The organism is Serratia sp. PAMC26656 (assembly GCF_016469055.2).
In the GTDB taxonomy this organism is placed as follows: Bacteria; Pseudomonadota; Gammaproteobacteria; order Enterobacterales; family Enterobacteriaceae; genus Serratia; species Serratia plymuthica.
The window spans coordinates 2,618,550-2,633,730 of the sequence record NZ_CP150486.1 but is presented as its reverse complement, the minus strand read 5'-3'; the positions used below and the strand labels follow the sequence as shown (position 1 = coordinate 2,633,730).

Below are 15,181 nucleotides of genomic sequence, written 5' to 3'. Positions count from 1 at the left end.
GTTTTCCTTGTTATTACGGTGCGGGAGGGAGTTTAATGTTGATATATGTGTAAAATAACGAGCCACGAAACTACGCATGAGAATAATTCTCATTGGAGAACCTATTAATGATAGTATTAACCTATTGAATGTGACCACTTCATTATTTTTATTTGTATTCCTAACGTCATTTGATACTCAACAATAAATCTCTCAATGACTCATGCTGCATAATTAAATAATCAATCGTTCTGGATGTGAGTAGTGTATTATAATGAAATAGTACATCTTCAGTGAGTTCATAAGCTGGAGTATCAAGTACTAGATCAGTATGTAAGTTCTTGATAGTACATGACCATTCACCCGCGATTGTAACTATCGTTTCAATCTGAAAACCATTAATTTTAATACATTGATATAACGATTCACTTAATTTAAATACTTTGCATTCTGTTATCAGTTTCATTATATATTTACCTCTACTGTATTTAGGTGAAAAAAAAGCCCCGGCGATTAAGCCGAGGCTTTCTAAAGATAATAGCGGGAGTGATCTGTTTTTACCCTTCCCCAGACAGGTCAGTACTTCTACGCAGCCTATCCAGATCTATTGCCTTATCACGAATAACATTTAGCTTTGTTTCTGCCGCAACCAAAGACCAAATAGTTCCTTGTTCCTGTCGATAAAACTCTTCTATTCCAGAAAAATAAGTATCTTTATACTTGACCCAAGCCCTTTGCGATTCTTTCAACTTTGTTTTCGCTGGCTGCTGTAAATCCTGCATCAATAGCTTGTACTGATTGTTCAATTCAACATCCCATGACTCTGATGCTGTTTGATAACAATCGGATATAGCTGGTGTCGTGGATACAGCCGCCTTACATTTTTCTAATTCAGTATCAATCTTCTTGCCTAAATCGGCAGCATGTATAGTGTTAGAAAATAGAATAGCTAAGACAAACAATCTCTTCATGGTACTGTTCCTTAGTTTAAGGCCGCGTATAGTATTTCACCGTGTCTGCATTGAAAGTACAATTATAGGATACAATCCCCTATCACTGATGTCGGTAATTCTATAGGTTATCAATATTATTGCTATGAATCTGCATCGAGCTATCAGTTCGTACTCGTTCCTGTACAGTGTTACCCGTTTTACCCGATTCACGATAGCCACGGAGATTACTCACCCGTTCGGCGGCAATGCGACATCCGGTACTAGTGTTATCCATCTGGTAGTACTTGTTGTATGTCCAGCGGCAATCACTACTGAACTGTGGTCTATAGTATCCATCACCAGCCGGGAACATTACTACCACTTGTTCCCTATCAACCGTTCCTACCATTGCTTGATCCATCCAAGGGTGCGTAGTACTACAGCCGCTAAGTAAGGCCATTGAAAATAATATCATTGCTAATAATTTCATAAGGTTCTCCATTGCTTTTTTTGTTTTATTTATAGGCCGCTGACGGCTTGAGGCATCATATCAGGCGAACACCTCAATTGATAGGTTAAACAGATCAATAATAACACATCGATCGATATAAACGATCACAAATGTTAAATCGTGCGTGTGCAACATCGTGAGATGCCTAATTGGAAATCCATGCAATCATATTGGTTCAGTGGATTAAAATGCGTGGTGAGGCGTACAGGAGGTGGGATTGTCCGGGGGTACTAACTTTTTACTTCAGGTTGACGCCCTTTATTGTTTAGTACCACCGGACAATAGTATTATACTATCAAACACATAATGGTGGGACAATCTGGTGTGAGACTAATAGACGTTATTATGATCGCCATTACTGCTTTAGCTGCGGCTGTTACACTACCAACCTTTGGGAAGGAACACTCTGTGGATTTTGGGAATACTTCAGACATCGTTAGTGCTATGTGCAATATAGCTATGGCTGGTGCTGCCGTTTATGCTGCATTAAATGCTAAAGAGTGGATTACCCAATCACATTTTAATCATACCAAAGAATTCCTAAAAATAATGACAAAGATTAATGATCAACTACTTACATATGTAATGGCGGGGAGTGGCGGGGCTTTAGAAATTGCATTAGCACTTCCTCTTTTCAAATCAGCAGATGAACAAATAAAGATAATTGCACTAAATCTGCCTGTCGATAAAAAGAAAGAATTAAACATCGAGTATGATAAATTTAGAACGAACACAATAAAATCATGGATAGAAGCGAGAGATTACTCTCAAGTCGAAGACCATGAATATACTGTTTACCCAGACTTTTATTCATACCTTTATAAATTGATAGATTAAAAAATGCACTATCCAGTGATAAATTACTAATAATATGATTACCTTACTCAACTAAAATTTAAGAGAAAAAATGACTAAACAAGATTGGTTAATGCAGCTTCGTCGCTGTGGCAGTATTGAAACGCTTGAGAAAGTAATTGATAAGAACAAGTATGAACTATCTAATGATGAACTTGAAACCTTCAATGCGGCATCTGATCATCGATTAGCAGAACTCACTATGGGTAAGTTGTACGATAAGATCCCTGCTACCGTATGGCAGTTTGTGAGGTAATAATAAATGGAAAATAATGCAGAACTAACTGATCATACCTTCCCTCTTGAGAGTAAAGAATACTTTGAACATTTACTGGGGAAGAGTCTCGCGGATGGAGAGAAATTCACTACAAAAGACTATGAAAAAATAGAAGAAGCTTACAATAAATCTCATGACATTCGTAAATTTGAGATTGAATTGTACTGGAAACGGTCTACATATTTTTGGACTTTTATATCAGTACTAATTGCAGTTTGTGGTGGTGTTTCTGCTGGTTTTTTTAAGGATGGTAAGATTGCCAAAGAACTACTGTCATTTTTGTTTTGTGCAAGCGTGCTCGGTTATTTTATTAGTCTACAATTTTTAGTCACCTGCCTTAGTGGGAAACAGTGGCAGGAAAATTGGGAGCGACATATTGATATACTTGAACCTTATTTTTCAGGAAATCTTTATAAATTAAATCTCGTCAAAGGTAATATAAGACACTCAATATCACTATCAAATGAAATTATAGTATTATCTATTACTTTTGTTTGGTTTGGCATTAGTATATATAGCATGTCATATATATCAGTAAACTTCATGCTAATGGGTTTGGCTTTCATAGGCATAACAACTGGGTTTTATTTATGGAAGTCTTTGAAAAGATCAAAGAACACAGATATAGATATAACATTCAACATTAGAAGAGTGAAATCCACAAAAATTAAAAATACAAAAAATTACCTTTCAGAAAAATGCCATATGAAATGGGCTAATCGAATAATCACCGGACTTGTTATAGCACTACTCACTCTTATAGTAGTGTTATTGATTGGTCTCGTTTTCTACAATACGGATAAAAAAATGGAAATAGGTTCTTTGACTGATTGGCTAATTGCGATAGCCAATATTGCCATGGCGATTACAGCCATAGTTACCGCAAGAAAAGCTCTTCATTGGTTTAAAGACAAAGCATTTACTCATTCAATGACGTTGCTTTCTAAGTTTGATGATGTAAAATTAAGATTAGATTTATTTCATAATAATTTAATTGTGAATACTTCATACCAAACTGAAAAGTATCATTCTGAAAATTTTGAGCAGACAACTACAAAAATACAATCAGTTCAAGATACTGAATTTGATATAGAAGTGATTAATGCATTGGAGACTGAACTAGCTATTCTTTACAAGGAAATTGCCGCATTAAATAGTGCAATACATAGTACTTCTAGATTGGGTTTTGAAATGGACTCAGAACTTAAGACGCAGATAACTACTGCATTTAGTAGTTATAGCAATAACGCTTGGGTACATCTAAATTATTATAAGAAACCTACTGGATATATATTAATGACTATTAATAATGACGGTCCAGGAAATGATGATAAAACCGTGTTGTTATGTACTTTGAAAGATCAGTTAAATGATGCAGCAAAATTACTCAAAAGAGATATAAAAAAATCATTTTTATTTTCGTAAATTTAATATGCACTAATAAATTGCATACTAAACAATAACGATTAGAGTAGACATAGAGACTTCTATAGTAGTTTATAACTATGGAAGTCCCCCCTGAAAACTCTATACTAAACTGCCTTTTTTGTTCTACTCTCAGCCTTTATTAAAACAGCCTCATCACCATCTTTATTCCATACTGTTTCACTTAATCCCCAATGTAAAGAATAAACTTTGACACCTTCGTGTTCAGTTACTTGGTCAGTTCCTTTACCAGTATAAAGAATTACTATATCACCTACATTTAACTTAATGGCAGAAAGAGAGTCAAAGTCGAATACGTGACGCAGTTTATTAGATGCAGTACCATCACTATGGTAAGTACTGTCAGACAGCAAGTAATGCCAGATATGAATTCCGTTTGAACTTGCACGTAGTACTATTCTTTCTCTTGAGAGATCCCCGTGATCCTCAACATAAGATATATCAAGACTCATTTTAACTCTCCGGCAGGCTGTTTGTGTAGTACACAATAATTTTATCGCTAATTATTTTCTAAAGATGATTAGATCTACATCCCCATCAAAGCGAGGGTTCGAGGGATGTGTCATGATTATTCCATAATTGTCACGTATGTTATGATAAAGCTTAGTGAACTCAACACAACTTCTAGAACTAGTACGTTTTGCTTCCCAGATACCATTTTTATCTTGTTTTAGTTTGTAGTAAGGTGATTCAAAATCAAGAAATTCAATCATATCTCTGACCTCAATAACTTGTTAGTACTTCAACCTATCATGACAAAGTATTTCTGTCTATACACTATAAATTGCTCACTAATCCTTTAACTAATTCTTTTGATTTTTTTACCTTGTGTTCTTTCCCTTGAATATCAAGCACTGTAAAGTCTTCTAGATAATAAACTTCTCCTTCGTCTGCACTCTCTATAAGCATATCACTCGATATTTTCAATACTACTCTTTCCTTTTCTTTTAACAAAATCCCACTTTCCTTATACATATGACTCTTCATTCCATTCTCATAGTGTCGCCTAATACCTTCAATAACAGCAACTCTTTTACCAATATTAACTATTTTAACCTCAATTTCATATGGTGCATCGGTGAATGAGTTTGATGTAGTACTTGCTGTTATCAATAGTTTTTCTCTATCTCGCAGAGCTGTCCTTGCCGAAAAGAACAATGCAGTACATGCAATTATGAATGATAACGCACTAAAACTAATAGTAAGCAAATCTTTGTACTTGCTTGCGAACTCGGTCATCTATTGTCCTTTATAGTTCATCCTGATAGTACTTTATCATTGTCTAATGCAAGTACAAGTGCCAGTACTACATGTCGAAATCACTATCATGAAGGGGGTTGTAATTGATCGGGTGGCTTCGCGTTAGTACTGCCTATCGGCTTTACCATTAAGGGCTTCAACAGCCCGATACCCGACAAGGGCTTGTCCCGCGTCAGTTACTAACAAGGCAGTTAAAATACCCAGCAATTAAGTAATGGTACTATTAAAAAAAGAACTGCCTTTGTTCGCAGTATACGAAGCGGAGCGAGTGTACTAGAACAACAGGCCGACGAACCGAAGGTTTGGCGTATAATCATATTCATGGTATTGAATGAGTACTCCTTCCAGTCGTACCCATTCGCATTAAATGGATGTTATTGCTCGTAACTGCGTTACTCACAAAACAATCCATTTAAGGGGTTTTCTTTTAGTTGTACAAAAAAGGGGTACATAACTACCTTATATGTATAGGTACTTTTGTCCCCCATTTTACCCAATCCACAATGATTTTTTATGATAGAGATGTCGACATAGGCGTTTATTTGTTTTTCAATACTCTCTCATCAAGAGTACTAAAATCTACATCAGGATTTTTCTCCTGTTGCTTTACCTTCCATTTCTTATAAGAAGCAATCAGTTCAGTACTGTTCGCATTACGTCCCTGCCATTTGCTGAATGCCTTTTGAAGTGTCCTTGGAATTTCTCCCGTAGGTCTACCATTTACACCTACGGCCATATCATCAATGCCAAGGTCTATGTACTCAATCTCACCACCAAGACTCAAGGCTTGTTGTTCATCGAACACATATACGGTCATCGTTTCGGTACTTTCAAAATCCCTCAAACATCCTCGTTGTACAAACTGCTCTAAAGATTCGTACTCACGGCTACGAACAAGAGCCTGTCCATCAATTTTAAAGAATAGTTCCGTCATACTGGCTTCTACTGGGCTTGGGCGGCAACTTGCCATCCATACGCAAGTACTGTACCCCTGTAGGCCATTCATTCCACGCGTATCAACGGGTACATAATGACCGTTCATAGTGAATGACTCTGAGTTGTTCCGAGTGTAGTAGTAGTCCTGTCCTTTCAACTCATTGGTAATGTAATGAATAACACGTTCGAAATACTCTCTGTAAGCCATTCTAAAGGACTTGCTGAGTACCTTAGACTTGGAGAAGTACTTTACATTTAAACGCCGTGTAACTGGCACAGAGCGTTTCCTGAGGCCATCAAAAGTACTTTCCACGAACATATCAGGCTTAGACTTATAGAGTAGTGTTTCATCGAATTTATTCGCCATGAATGTTAGGTCACAATCATGGTATTTTTCTATATCGATCCAAGCCAACATAGTTAATTGTTGAATATCGTCATCGTAAGTACTGATAGTCACGTTATCCACTACGGTAGTGTTCTTCTTAAAGTACTCACTATTAAGAGCAAAGTGATCGTGTGTATCGACCATTTCGAAGCCCTTACTGATCATAGTAACTATGTCGCCTGTTGCATCTTTCTTGGATGTTAGGCAGTACTTATCACTTAGTTCGTCAAAGTCCGTGAATATGTCATCCTGTAAGATTGCTTTAATCTTGCGATTCTTTTCATTGATAGTTTTGAATGCGTGGAAGTTCACCACATCGTCCAAATAAATCCTATAACCAACTAATAAAATCGGGTCAATCTTGAAGAATGATTTTGCAGTGATGCCAAGTACTCTACCCATTCCTTTCAAAAGAAACTCATTAATTGAAGAATCAACATTACTCGTATGCGTTTGCGAAGTAATCAAATGACCGTTATTAATTCCAGAAAAGGTTTGGTTAAGTAGATCTATCTTCCCCTGCACTATGAGGTACTTCTCTTCAGTACTGTTTATTAAATTTTGCAATTGGTAAGTTTTGCCACTGCCACATTCTGCTTTTATAAACTTATAAATATTGTTATGCATGTTAATTCCATTTTATTGTTTAACCAGTATTCCAGTACTGGCTTTAATTTTATTTTTTAACCCACCAATCTTTGTACTCTGGTAGATTGTTGTCCACTAAATCTCTGAAGAACTTCTCAGCTACATTTAGTTTATAGTTGTTACAAATTCTCTTCCAACTACGGAATTCCTTCCTCAACATAATTAGTATGTTTTCGTATTGATCTCTTGATAATGTAATCGAACTTTGTTTAGGCTTACGAGAAACTGATTTATTTAGATTCTTGTTGGTTTTTATTTTCTTCTTGTACGGACGTGTTGTAGATTTACTTTGTGCCGTTCTCATTATTACCTCCTAAAATTGCATATTGATTTATCAGATATACTAGTGCTCCACTTTGAGTGGTTGCCTTACCACTATCTACTAATTGTTGTAAGTACTGCATCTGTGTATCAGAAAGTCTTACATTGATTTGCTTATTCTTGTTCTTCTTTTCCATTGCTATACATTCCTTATCTTTTTTTCCGTAAAAAATTACCCGAATGTCACAACGGGTAATTTTGTCTTTGGAGAGTTATTGTGTAAAACATGTTTCCAAATGCAATCCCAAGCTTTTCATTGTGAATTACAAAAGCTATTGCTTGTTCATCATCTATTGCTACATCTTTATTTAGTATTTTCGCATCATATAAACTGAATAACGACGGCCAAAATACGCTATTGAATTGATCAATATCTTCGGTTAATTCTAAATTGTTATCACGTAGAAATCGTATCATTTCATTAACTAGTACTAAATGTTCTGGTAGCTCGAATACTAGTTTCACTAACCCACAAGCCGTTATGATAGATATCATGCGATCACCCATGCAAACCCAAATACTGCATACAGTAAAAAGAAGATCATGGGCATGTGTGCGAATAGAAGTACTGAACTGATTGTAACCACGCCAAATAAAATAAATTGCATAAAACCCCCTTATTGTTTTACTTATTTATAAGGGAGCTTAATTTCATGTATATTATTATAGCCCACAATTCAGCTTTGTTTCATTTTTATTATATCGCAAGAAAAATATTTTGGCATTACTAACATTTCATTGCCCACATATCAAACAAATCATCAATAACCTCACGATCTACAAATTGTGACATATGATTAAGTGCCAAGAAGAAATCCCTACTTCCAATGGCTTTAAAATCACTGACATTCCATATGTCTTTGGTCTTATCATGCCATATTGAAAAGCCATTACTACTTATTCTAAGTTCATTAGAGGTATCAATAATAGCAATATTAGCCAATAACTTTCCAGTCAAGTTTTCAAGCACTAACATGTGGCTAAGTACAGTGTTGTAATACTCTACGTTCACATATATATGCCCTGAAAATTTTTGAACATAAATCTTATGTACTGTTTTTTTGATAAGAACATTTATTTCTTGTCGAAGGCTTACGTTTTTTTGTTCTATAACCTCTGAAATATCAAAGTTAAATTTTGGCTTTACATCTGTAGAAATTATTGTCAATTCATCTTTAAGTTCTTGGTGCTCTTTACGTAAAACTTTCAAAGACCGCACTAGTGCTAAAACCATGTCGTGGTCTGCACCCGTCATCTCTTTTTGTAGTTCATCTATTCTACGAGCAAGATCGATTAATTGCGTATTTTTCCCTTGAACATCCACACTGACTTTGTTTTTATTTGAGTAGACACTATTCCAGTCAATATTGTGTAAATGCTTTAGCACTTCTTTCTCCACATACTCATATCTACAGGCAGACGCAGAACAAGCATGTTTATCACCACGTTTCTTAACACAATAAAGATGATGCTTACCATGTGGATTTTTATTAGCGATCATGGCACTCTTACAGACCCCACATTTAGTCATACCATTAAACACATTACGCATCTTACGAGTTGTTCTACGCTTAGTAGATCCATCCTGAGAATCAAAATGATCTTGAACCCGCTTAAACATTTGTTCATTTATTGCGATTGGATATATGCGGTTGTCTTTGTTATATCCAATTAGTCGTCGATCACGTAAGATATGATGAAGTGATGTACGTGTCCAACGCTTGCCATTATTCAGAATCCCATTCTCATTTAGATAGTCCAATAAGACAGCTATTCCGTGCCCTTCAAGGAATCGTTCGAAAATAATTATATAAATTGCTAACTGTTCTTTAAGTACTTCATAGTGATCATCAACAATCCGTAGCCAACGTGGGTGATTCGTTTTAAGTGCTATACCCTGTTCTAATGCTTTTTTGTGGCGATTTGACCATGATTTACTAGCCATACGGCTTTTACGTTCTGACTCGCCATGTGCACGTTCAATAGCATGAGAGAGTTTAGAAAGAGTCCCCGAAATCTTACTTGAATAGACTATACCTGTTTCTACCTCGTGTATGTCGATGCCTCGTTGAATCAGGAAATTGAACTCCTCGGATGCTGTGTACTCTTCTGCTCTTGAGAAGCGATCGACGTTCTCTATAACCAATGCACCACAGGCTATCTCTCCGTCAGCTACACGTTGCTTAAACCTCCCCAATGCCCCCTTGGTAAATTGATAGTGATGATAGCCACTCTTACCTAGGTCGGGGTCGAGCATCTCATAGTGATCGGGTGAAAGCTTGTATCCTAACTTCTCCGCCTCTTTAGAGTTGGAAAGATACTCCAGCACCGCGTCAGATTGACGCTGTATACCATAGCCATCTTTTTGTTTTCCTGAAGAAATTCGACAGTACAGATAAGCCTTCATGACATTCATCTCATTAGAAACATTGAGAATATTTTAGCACACAACTACAACCAGTCGTTTATGTACCTCGGCAACGTGGTCGGCCCGCTGATAGGCTCCAGTGTTTCCGCATTGATGGGCTTCCGCTGGGTATTTGCGGTAACGGCGGTGCTGGTGCTGATCAATTGCCTGTTGCTGCGCAGCCAGTTTAGAAAGGTGGAAAGCGTACGCAAGTGAACGACACTGTGGTTCAGAACAGGAAGTGCCATTAACGGCACTTCCCGATTGACGTTCCGGTTATTACCTTAACTCTATTTGGATAGGCTAAACCCGCATCGCCTCCAGTGCAGCGTTGCTGATTGTCAGTACAGATTTAATACTTTGCTCAATCCTTTCGATAATCGCCTCCCTCGGGCCCGTTCGCCAGGCATCGCTTTTGTAGAATTCATCCTGGGCGCTTTCAAGATGTTCGACACTGTAAAAAGCCCGGATCAGAAAGTACGAATCTGCATCGTGCAAAGAGTTTCCGAAGCGGACAACATCGATCCCAACCTGACGATGCAGAGGGACACTGGTTTCCGTCATGATCTTGTGAAAATCGCGACCAGTCCCCTTCTTGAGGGTGTAGGTGAGTATCTCTACGGTTTTGTTTTCCATCCATGATCCCTCATAAGCCAAACGGCGAAATAGGCGGGTGACGCCAGATTATGCCTCTGCCGGCGCAAAGTGATAATCAATCCAAATATGGTGCGTGCCGTCGGCGTCGATTTTCATGCCTCCGGATCCGGATATGCCTTTCAGAGCCTGGGTGCCGCTACCCTCCACGATGCAGAAAAACTCGTTCAACCGCTCGCTGCCGGTTGTCGAGGCCGAGTGAATAAAATTAAAAGCCCCTTCTTTGCCGTTCACGCTTCCCGAGAAACTTTCCATTGCGATGTAACTGCCCTGTTTTCTCGCCGGATCGAAGGCTGCAGTAAAAATTGTTGAGGAAACCCCCTGGATCTCACCCGAATAGCGTTTCTCCATCGTGCTGACGGAAACCGGCAAGGCGGTTGTGAGCGCTGGCTCAGGGCTCAGATCCGTTGGTTTGAAATCCTTGGTAGAAAAAGTGGCAACTGCTTTCATTTAGAATCCCGTCTCTATAAAAATACCGAAAAAATGGATGCCAAGGATTGGCATTGGGCGTGGTCTATCCGGAAATTTAACAATACACACCGTTCCCACTTCACCAGAAAGAGGGAACGCATAGGTTCAGTCGCGCAGCCAAGGCGTGAAAGTGACGCCGATCAGCACCCCTTCCGGGCTGAGCAGGCGGGTGACGCTCTGGCCCCAGGGCTCTTCGCGGTTGGCGACCAGCAGACGATAACCCTTGTCGATCAACCCTTGGGTGGCCAACGCCATATCCGCGACGTCAAACTCCATCCATGCCTGCGGCACCGGCAGATCGACCGGCCATTGTTCGCTGCCGAAGCAAGATTGCGCCGCCTGCGCCAACGGCCACAAGGCAAAGTGCTTCACCCCTTCCAGCGCACCATGCTCGATCAGCAGATAATCGGCATTGTCGGGCATCGGCTTGAGCGGTAACCCCAGCGCGTCAACATAAAACGCCTTGCTGTGCTCCGTTTGCTGCGTAATCGGCCCAAATCCGGCGATAAACAATACGCCAAGTCCTGCGAACTGCTGTTCCATGTTCTCTCCTGTGGGGTTAGCGCCCCTGGCGCATCTGCATCGGGGCAAATCCATAAGCCGCTTTGAAGCGATTGCTGAAATGGCTGGCGGAACTGAAGCCGCATTCCAGCGCAATCTGCGTCAGCGGCAGCAAACTGTGGCACAGCAATTTTTCCGCCTGTTGCAGCCGCGCGCGCATCACAAACTGGTGTGGCGCCAGGCCGGTGTCATGTTTGAACATGCGGGCAAAGTGGAATTCACTCAGCCCGGCCTGCGCCGCCAGGTCCGCCAGCAGCAGCGGCCTGTCGAGGTGCTGCTCGATATACTCTTTCACCCGCCTGGCTACCGCCGGCGCCAAGCCGCCGCGCACCGTCGGCAAAGCCCATTGCAGTTGACTGTAGCGCTGAACCAGATGCGACATAAGCAGGGTTGTAGCACTGCTGAGCGCCAACTGATTGGCGCGTTCCTGCCAGTTGCAGTTAAGCAAAAACTGGCGGTACAGCAGCGTAATTTGCGGATCCTCGGCAAAAGCGCACGGCTCGAGAGTGATCGCCGCCGGGCTGCGATCCCAGGTTTGCTCCACCACTTGTCGCAGATGTCGGTCGGTACAGTAAAGATGCACGAAAGATAAATCGCTGCGCACGTCCCAGGTGGATTCATACTGGCGAGGCATAATGCAGAAACGATCCGGCCCACCGCCGTTCTTCCAACCGCCGGGCACTTTTTGATAGCACTCGTAGCCATCGGCGACATAGAGGCTCAGGGTATGATGATCGGCGCTTTCCTGGGTAATGCGATCGTCACGGTTGGACCAGGCGGCCAGCTCCACGCCGGAACCCAGCTGCACGCTGCCGTGCAATCGCGCTTTATGTTCCCGCAGTGTTTCAAACGCCTTGTATCTGGACATCGTCGGTCCCGCTTCGCTGAATTGTTTTCAGTGTAAAGAGTGACGCCACACCGCACCAGTCCACGACCCGCGCTTTTGCTAAAAAAAGCGCAAGAATATGCAATTGCGCGCAAGGCGCTGAAAGCTTGGCTGCGAGCAACGGCGGATACTGTGGCAGTCTATTTTGCCGGAGTCGATCATGAACGTGCTGTTGTACCTTGCCGTGGTGCTGATTTGGGGCACTACCTGGATTGCGATTACCCTGCAACAGGCAGGACCGGTAGCCATTCCGGTGTCGATCAGTTACCGCTTCGTGGTTTCCGCCGCGGTGATGTTGCTGATTCTGCTGTTGGCGCGCCGCCTGCGCCGCATTGCGCTGCGTGATCACCTGTTTTGCATCCTGCAAGGCTGCTGCGTGTTCGGCTTTAACTTCTACTGTTTCTACCATGCGGCGGCCTATATCAGCAGCGGGTTGGAATCCGTGATTTTCTCGATGGCGGTACTGTTCAATGCCGTCAACGGCATGATCTTCTTCCGTCAACGCCCCAGCCCAAACTTGCTGCCTGCGGCGGTACTGGGCCTGACCGGGATCGTCGCCCTGTTCTGGCAGGATCTGGTCGCCACGCAAATGGCGCCGGAACTGTTGCAAGGCATCGGACTGAGTGCGCTCGGCACCTACGGTTTTTCACTCGGTAATATGATCAGTTCACGCCACCAGCGGCGTGGGCTGGACATTCTTTCCACCAATACTTATGCCATGAGTTATGGTGCAATCCTGATGGCGCTGATCGCCCTGGCCCAAGGCGCATCCTTCCAGATTGAGTTCACTACCCGTTATATCGGCTCATTGCTGTATCTGGCGATTTTCGGGTCGGTGATTGCCTTTGCCGCTTACTTCAGCCTGCTTGGCCGCATCGGCGCAAGCGCTGCGGCCTACAGCACCCTGCTGTTTCCGCTGGTGGCGCTGAGCATCTCGACACGCTATGAAGGCTACCAGTGGCACCTCAACGCGGTGATCGGCCTGTGCCTGATCCTGTTGGGGAATCTGGTGATGTTCGCCAAACCCGGCATGTACGCCGCGTTATGGCGGCGGACGGCATAAGGAAAAAACATGATGGGGCAGTTGCCATGCAAACAAATCAAGGAACGAATGGGTTGAGGGAACAGCCTAATAAAACGCCAATACTTCGCTCAATCAGTGTTATGCGTGCCGATGAATGAAAGTATTTCATGGAAAATGGCGGGTTCAGGCTGCAACATCGCAACAAGATGGTTTCCATGACTTGATAAAAATGGTCGTTTGTTTTCTATTGCCCAGTTTTTTACATCATGATAAATGAAATCATCTGCCCCAACCCAAAATAATACCGGCACCTCTGAGTGTTTTACTCTTATTTCCATGTCCTGTTGTTGGCTAAGCGAATTGAAAAAAGCCTTGAGACCGGTTTCAGCATCAGGTGTCACCCATGAGGTCATTTCAGGAGCCGTGCTCCGTGCATAAGACATGAAAACGTTATAGGTCAGCGGGCCATCCGGGCCTTCAGGTAACCCTTTAACAATATCCCATCCCCCAATCACAACTGAGGAAAGTCGATTTCTATGATATTTCAGTAGCCCGGTAGCCAGCCATGCTCCCGCCGAATACCCAATAATATGGGCCTTCTCATAACCGAGCTCATCAATGATTTGAATAACAGCAGCCGACTGATTTTCCAGAGTATAAGAGTCAGGGTGCGTAAATGCCTTGCTATCCCCATGTCCTGACAGATCAGGAAAGGCTACGCAGTAATTTTTGCTCAAGGCATTTACGAGCCCATTTTCTACCCAGCTTTCACCGCTCATCAGCAAGCCATGCAATAACACTACCAAAGGCCCGGAGCCCTCAGTCCGATAAGCTAAAGTTGAATTACGTGATGAAATCGACAAGATGAACTCCTTTCAATTAGGCACAGTTAGCAAGGCCTGTTAGTCGCAGACAAAATGATCATACTGCAACCGACAGACCCTGTCGTCTGCATCAGTCGCCAAACAGAGATCAACGTCTGCGGCGAACCCGCGTTCAATCAACTCCCGCGCTGAGCTGCACTGGCGCAATGCGGTCGCAGGCAACGCATGGAAGCTTGCTGCCGCCGCCAGAGCTTCCGGCGACGGGTTTCTTTCTGGCAGTTGGGCGATGACCCCGCCAGCAACCAGCCAGTCCTCAAGTGCCGGTCGCAGGCTACCGTCCGGCCATTTTTCGCCGCTGGGGACCACCAATATGTTTCGATACGCCGCACAGGCAATGGCTGTCGCTTTAAGGTTACGCAGGCAAGCACAAAATACCGCAGCCCCTGAGTCTCGAGCCTTAAAGGCCAACGAAGAACCATTGGGGGACGGGAGCACCAGCTTGGTCAGCGCAGGGATAGTGACCAACGAGAGTGGGGAAAGAGAATACCCTGCGCCATCAAAACGCCGGGTGTTGCTGGCCGTTACCGCGCCTAACTTGCTTGCATAATCCTTGGCCGAGTCATCTTTCCATGCATAGGGATAGACGCTGGCTCCCCGTTTGGTTGCCACGCTGACACAGGTTGAAAACGACATCACATCAACAATGATGACGCAATCAACGTCGCCCGCCATGTGCTCGATGGCGTTTGATCCCCACTCAAGACGAATATCGAATGGAAATTGCGAAAAATAGCCCATCTA

The 15,181-nt window shown here is 42.3% G+C and carries 18 protein-coding genes and 1 pseudogene; 5 read left to right on the top strand and 14 right to left on the bottom strand.

Translation table 11 applies throughout. The features are described from left to right. Positions 1 to 536: 536 nt before the first annotated feature. Positions 537 to 950, bottom strand: a complete 414-nt coding sequence (locus JEM67_RS13465; RefSeq protein WP_199639358.1) for a lysozyme inhibitor LprI family protein — start codon at positions 948 to 950, stop codon at positions 537 to 539. 100 nt (positions 951 to 1,050) lie between these two features. After that, a complete protein-coding gene (locus JEM67_RS13460) occupies positions 1,051 to 1,401 on the bottom strand; it encodes a hypothetical protein (protein ID WP_199639356.1) in 351 nt (116 codons plus the stop codon). A 366-nt stretch (positions 1,402 to 1,767) separates the two neighbouring features. On the opposite strand from JEM67_RS13460, the gene JEM67_RS13455 reads away from it, so the two are divergent. The 3 genes from JEM67_RS13455 to JEM67_RS13445 all read left to right on the top strand — a co-directional run bounded on the left by JEM67_RS13455 (position 1,768) and on the right by JEM67_RS13445 (position 3,979). Further along, positions 1,768 to 2,259, top strand: coding sequence for a hypothetical protein (locus tag JEM67_RS13455; RefSeq protein WP_199639354.1), 492 nt, complete (start codon positions 1,768 to 1,770; stop codon positions 2,257 to 2,259). Between the two features lie 70 nt (positions 2,260 to 2,329). Then, complete coding sequence (locus JEM67_RS13450; protein WP_199639352.1) at positions 2,330 to 2,533, top strand: HHA domain-containing protein; 204 nt, start codon at positions 2,330 to 2,332, stop codon at positions 2,531 to 2,533. Between the two features lie 6 nt (positions 2,534 to 2,539). Further along, complete coding sequence (locus JEM67_RS13445; protein WP_199639350.1) at positions 2,540 to 3,979, top strand: hypothetical protein; 1,440 nt, start codon at positions 2,540 to 2,542, stop codon at positions 3,977 to 3,979. 107 nt (positions 3,980 to 4,086) lie between these two features. Here JEM67_RS13445 and JEM67_RS13440 read toward each other — a convergent pair whose 3' ends face one another. The 6 genes from JEM67_RS13440 to JEM67_RS13415 all read right to left on the bottom strand — a co-directional run bounded on the left by JEM67_RS13440 (position 4,087) and on the right by JEM67_RS13415 (position 9,960). Beyond that, positions 4,087 to 4,452 carry a hypothetical protein gene (locus JEM67_RS13440; RefSeq protein ID WP_199639348.1) on the bottom strand — a complete coding sequence of 122 codons (366 nt, stop codon included), beginning with the start codon at positions 4,450 to 4,452 and terminating at the stop codon, positions 4,087 to 4,089. A gap of 325 nt (positions 4,453 to 4,777) precedes the next feature. After that, complete coding sequence (locus tag JEM67_RS13435; protein WP_199639346.1) at positions 4,778 to 5,239, bottom strand: hypothetical protein; 462 nt, start codon at positions 5,237 to 5,239, stop codon at positions 4,778 to 4,780. Positions 5,240 to 5,798: 559 nt separating this feature from the next. Beyond that, positions 5,799 to 7,211, bottom strand: a complete 1,413-nt coding sequence (locus JEM67_RS13430) for a type III restriction endonuclease subunit R (RefSeq protein ID WP_199639344.1) — start codon at positions 7,209 to 7,211, stop codon at positions 5,799 to 5,801. A gap of 305 nt (positions 7,212 to 7,516) precedes the next feature. Continuing rightward, positions 7,517 to 7,690 (bottom strand): hypothetical protein, encoded by a 174-nt coding sequence (locus JEM67_RS13425; protein WP_199639342.1) that lies wholly within the window; start codon positions 7,688 to 7,690, stop codon positions 7,517 to 7,519. A gap of 46 nt (positions 7,691 to 7,736) precedes the next feature. Continuing rightward, positions 7,737 to 8,060, bottom strand: a complete 324-nt coding sequence (locus tag JEM67_RS13420) for a hypothetical protein (protein WP_199639340.1) — start codon at positions 8,058 to 8,060, stop codon at positions 7,737 to 7,739. A 220-nt stretch (positions 8,061 to 8,280) separates the two neighbouring features. Beyond that, a complete protein-coding gene (locus tag JEM67_RS13415) occupies positions 8,281 to 9,960 on the bottom strand; it encodes a recombinase family protein (protein ID WP_199639339.1) in 1,680 nt (559 codons plus the stop codon). A gap of 45 nt (positions 9,961 to 10,005) precedes the next feature. On the opposite strand from JEM67_RS13415, the pseudogene JEM67_RS13410 reads away from it, so the two are divergent. Beyond that, positions 10,006 to 10,176, top strand: a pseudogene (locus JEM67_RS13410) (MFS transporter); the annotation flags it as partial. A gap of 87 nt (positions 10,177 to 10,263) precedes the next feature. Here the strand turns inward: JEM67_RS13410 and JEM67_RS13405 are convergent. From JEM67_RS13405 to JEM67_RS13390, 4 genes are all read right to left on the bottom strand, one after another. Continuing rightward, complete coding sequence (locus tag JEM67_RS13405; RefSeq protein WP_199639337.1) at positions 10,264 to 10,596, bottom strand: NIPSNAP family protein; 333 nt, start codon at positions 10,594 to 10,596, stop codon at positions 10,264 to 10,266. A gap of 48 nt (positions 10,597 to 10,644) precedes the next feature. Then, entirely contained in the window at positions 10,645 to 11,064 is a 420-nt protein-coding gene (locus tag JEM67_RS13400; protein ID WP_199639336.1) for a DUF3224 domain-containing protein, read from the bottom strand. Positions 11,065 to 11,190: 126 nt separating this feature from the next. Continuing rightward, entirely contained in the window at positions 11,191 to 11,628 is a 438-nt protein-coding gene (locus JEM67_RS13395; RefSeq protein ID WP_199639335.1) for a glyoxalase, read from the bottom strand. A gap of 16 nt (positions 11,629 to 11,644) precedes the next feature. Continuing rightward, positions 11,645 to 12,514 (bottom strand): helix-turn-helix domain-containing protein, encoded by an 870-nt coding sequence (locus JEM67_RS13390; RefSeq protein WP_199639334.1) that lies wholly within the window; start codon positions 12,512 to 12,514, stop codon positions 11,645 to 11,647. Between the two features lie 178 nt (positions 12,515 to 12,692). On the opposite strand from JEM67_RS13390, the gene JEM67_RS13385 reads away from it, so the two are divergent. Continuing rightward, the gene (locus JEM67_RS13385; RefSeq protein WP_199639333.1) at positions 12,693 to 13,595 is read left to right on the top strand and encodes a DMT family transporter; all 903 of its coding nucleotides are present in this window, start codon (positions 12,693 to 12,695) and stop codon (positions 13,593 to 13,595) included. An 89-nt stretch (positions 13,596 to 13,684) separates the two neighbouring features. On the opposite strand, the gene JEM67_RS13380 is transcribed toward JEM67_RS13385, so the two are convergent. Both JEM67_RS13380 and JEM67_RS13375 read right to left on the bottom strand, forming a co-directional pair. Continuing rightward, positions 13,685 to 14,419, bottom strand: a complete 735-nt coding sequence (locus JEM67_RS13380; protein WP_197912669.1) for an alpha/beta fold hydrolase — start codon at positions 14,417 to 14,419, stop codon at positions 13,685 to 13,687. A gap of 39 nt (positions 14,420 to 14,458) precedes the next feature. Then, positions 14,459 to 15,178, bottom strand: a complete 720-nt coding sequence (locus JEM67_RS13375) for a 2-phosphosulfolactate phosphatase (RefSeq protein WP_199639332.1) — start codon at positions 15,176 to 15,178, stop codon at positions 14,459 to 14,461. Between the last annotated feature and the right edge of the window lie 3 nt (positions 15,179 to 15,181).

Coding starts and splice junctions, on each gene's coding strand:
- JEM67_RS13465 (WP_199639358.1), bottom strand. CDS start 950: ATGAAGAGATTGTTTGTCTTAGCTATTCTATTTTCTAACACTATACAT.
- JEM67_RS13460 (WP_199639356.1), bottom strand. CDS start 1,401: ATGAAATTATTAGCAATGATATTATTTTCAATGGCCTTACTTAGCGGC.
- JEM67_RS13455 (WP_199639354.1), top strand. CDS start 1,768: ATGATCGCCATTACTGCTTTAGCTGCGGCTGTTACACTACCAACCTTT.
- JEM67_RS13450 (WP_199639352.1), top strand. CDS start 2,330: ATGACTAAACAAGATTGGTTAATGCAGCTTCGTCGCTGTGGCAGTATT.
- JEM67_RS13445 (WP_199639350.1), top strand. CDS start 2,540: ATGGAAAATAATGCAGAACTAACTGATCATACCTTCCCTCTTGAGAGT.
- JEM67_RS13440 (WP_199639348.1), bottom strand. CDS start 4,452: ATGAGTCTTGATATATCTTATGTTGAGGATCACGGGGATCTCTCAAGA.
- JEM67_RS13435 (WP_199639346.1), bottom strand. CDS start 5,239: ATGACCGAGTTCGCAAGCAAGTACAAAGATTTGCTTACTATTAGTTTT.
- JEM67_RS13430 (WP_199639344.1), bottom strand. CDS start 7,211: ATGCATAACAATATTTATAAGTTTATAAAAGCAGAATGTGGCAGTGGC.
- JEM67_RS13425 (WP_199639342.1), bottom strand. CDS start 7,690: ATGGAAAAGAAGAACAAGAATAAGCAAATCAATGTAAGACTTTCTGAT.
- JEM67_RS13420 (WP_199639340.1), bottom strand. CDS start 8,060: ATGGGTGATCGCATGATATCTATCATAACGGCTTGTGGGTTAGTGAAA.
- JEM67_RS13415 (WP_199639339.1), bottom strand. CDS start 9,960: ATGAAGGCTTATCTGTACTGTCGAATTTCTTCAGGAAAACAAAAAGAT.
- JEM67_RS13405 (WP_199639337.1), bottom strand. CDS start 10,596: ATGGAAAACAAAACCGTAGAGATACTCACCTACACCCTCAAGAAGGGG.
- JEM67_RS13400 (WP_199639336.1), bottom strand. CDS start 11,064: ATGAAAGCAGTTGCCACTTTTTCTACCAAGGATTTCAAACCAACGGAT.
- JEM67_RS13395 (WP_199639335.1), bottom strand. CDS start 11,628: ATGGAACAGCAGTTCGCAGGACTTGGCGTATTGTTTATCGCCGGATTT.
- JEM67_RS13390 (WP_199639334.1), bottom strand. CDS start 12,514: ATGTCCAGATACAAGGCGTTTGAAACACTGCGGGAACATAAAGCGCGA.
- JEM67_RS13385 (WP_199639333.1), top strand. CDS start 12,693: ATGAACGTGCTGTTGTACCTTGCCGTGGTGCTGATTTGGGGCACTACC.
- JEM67_RS13375 (WP_199639332.1), bottom strand. CDS start 15,178: ATGGGCTATTTTTCGCAATTTCCATTCGATATTCGTCTTGAGTGGGGA.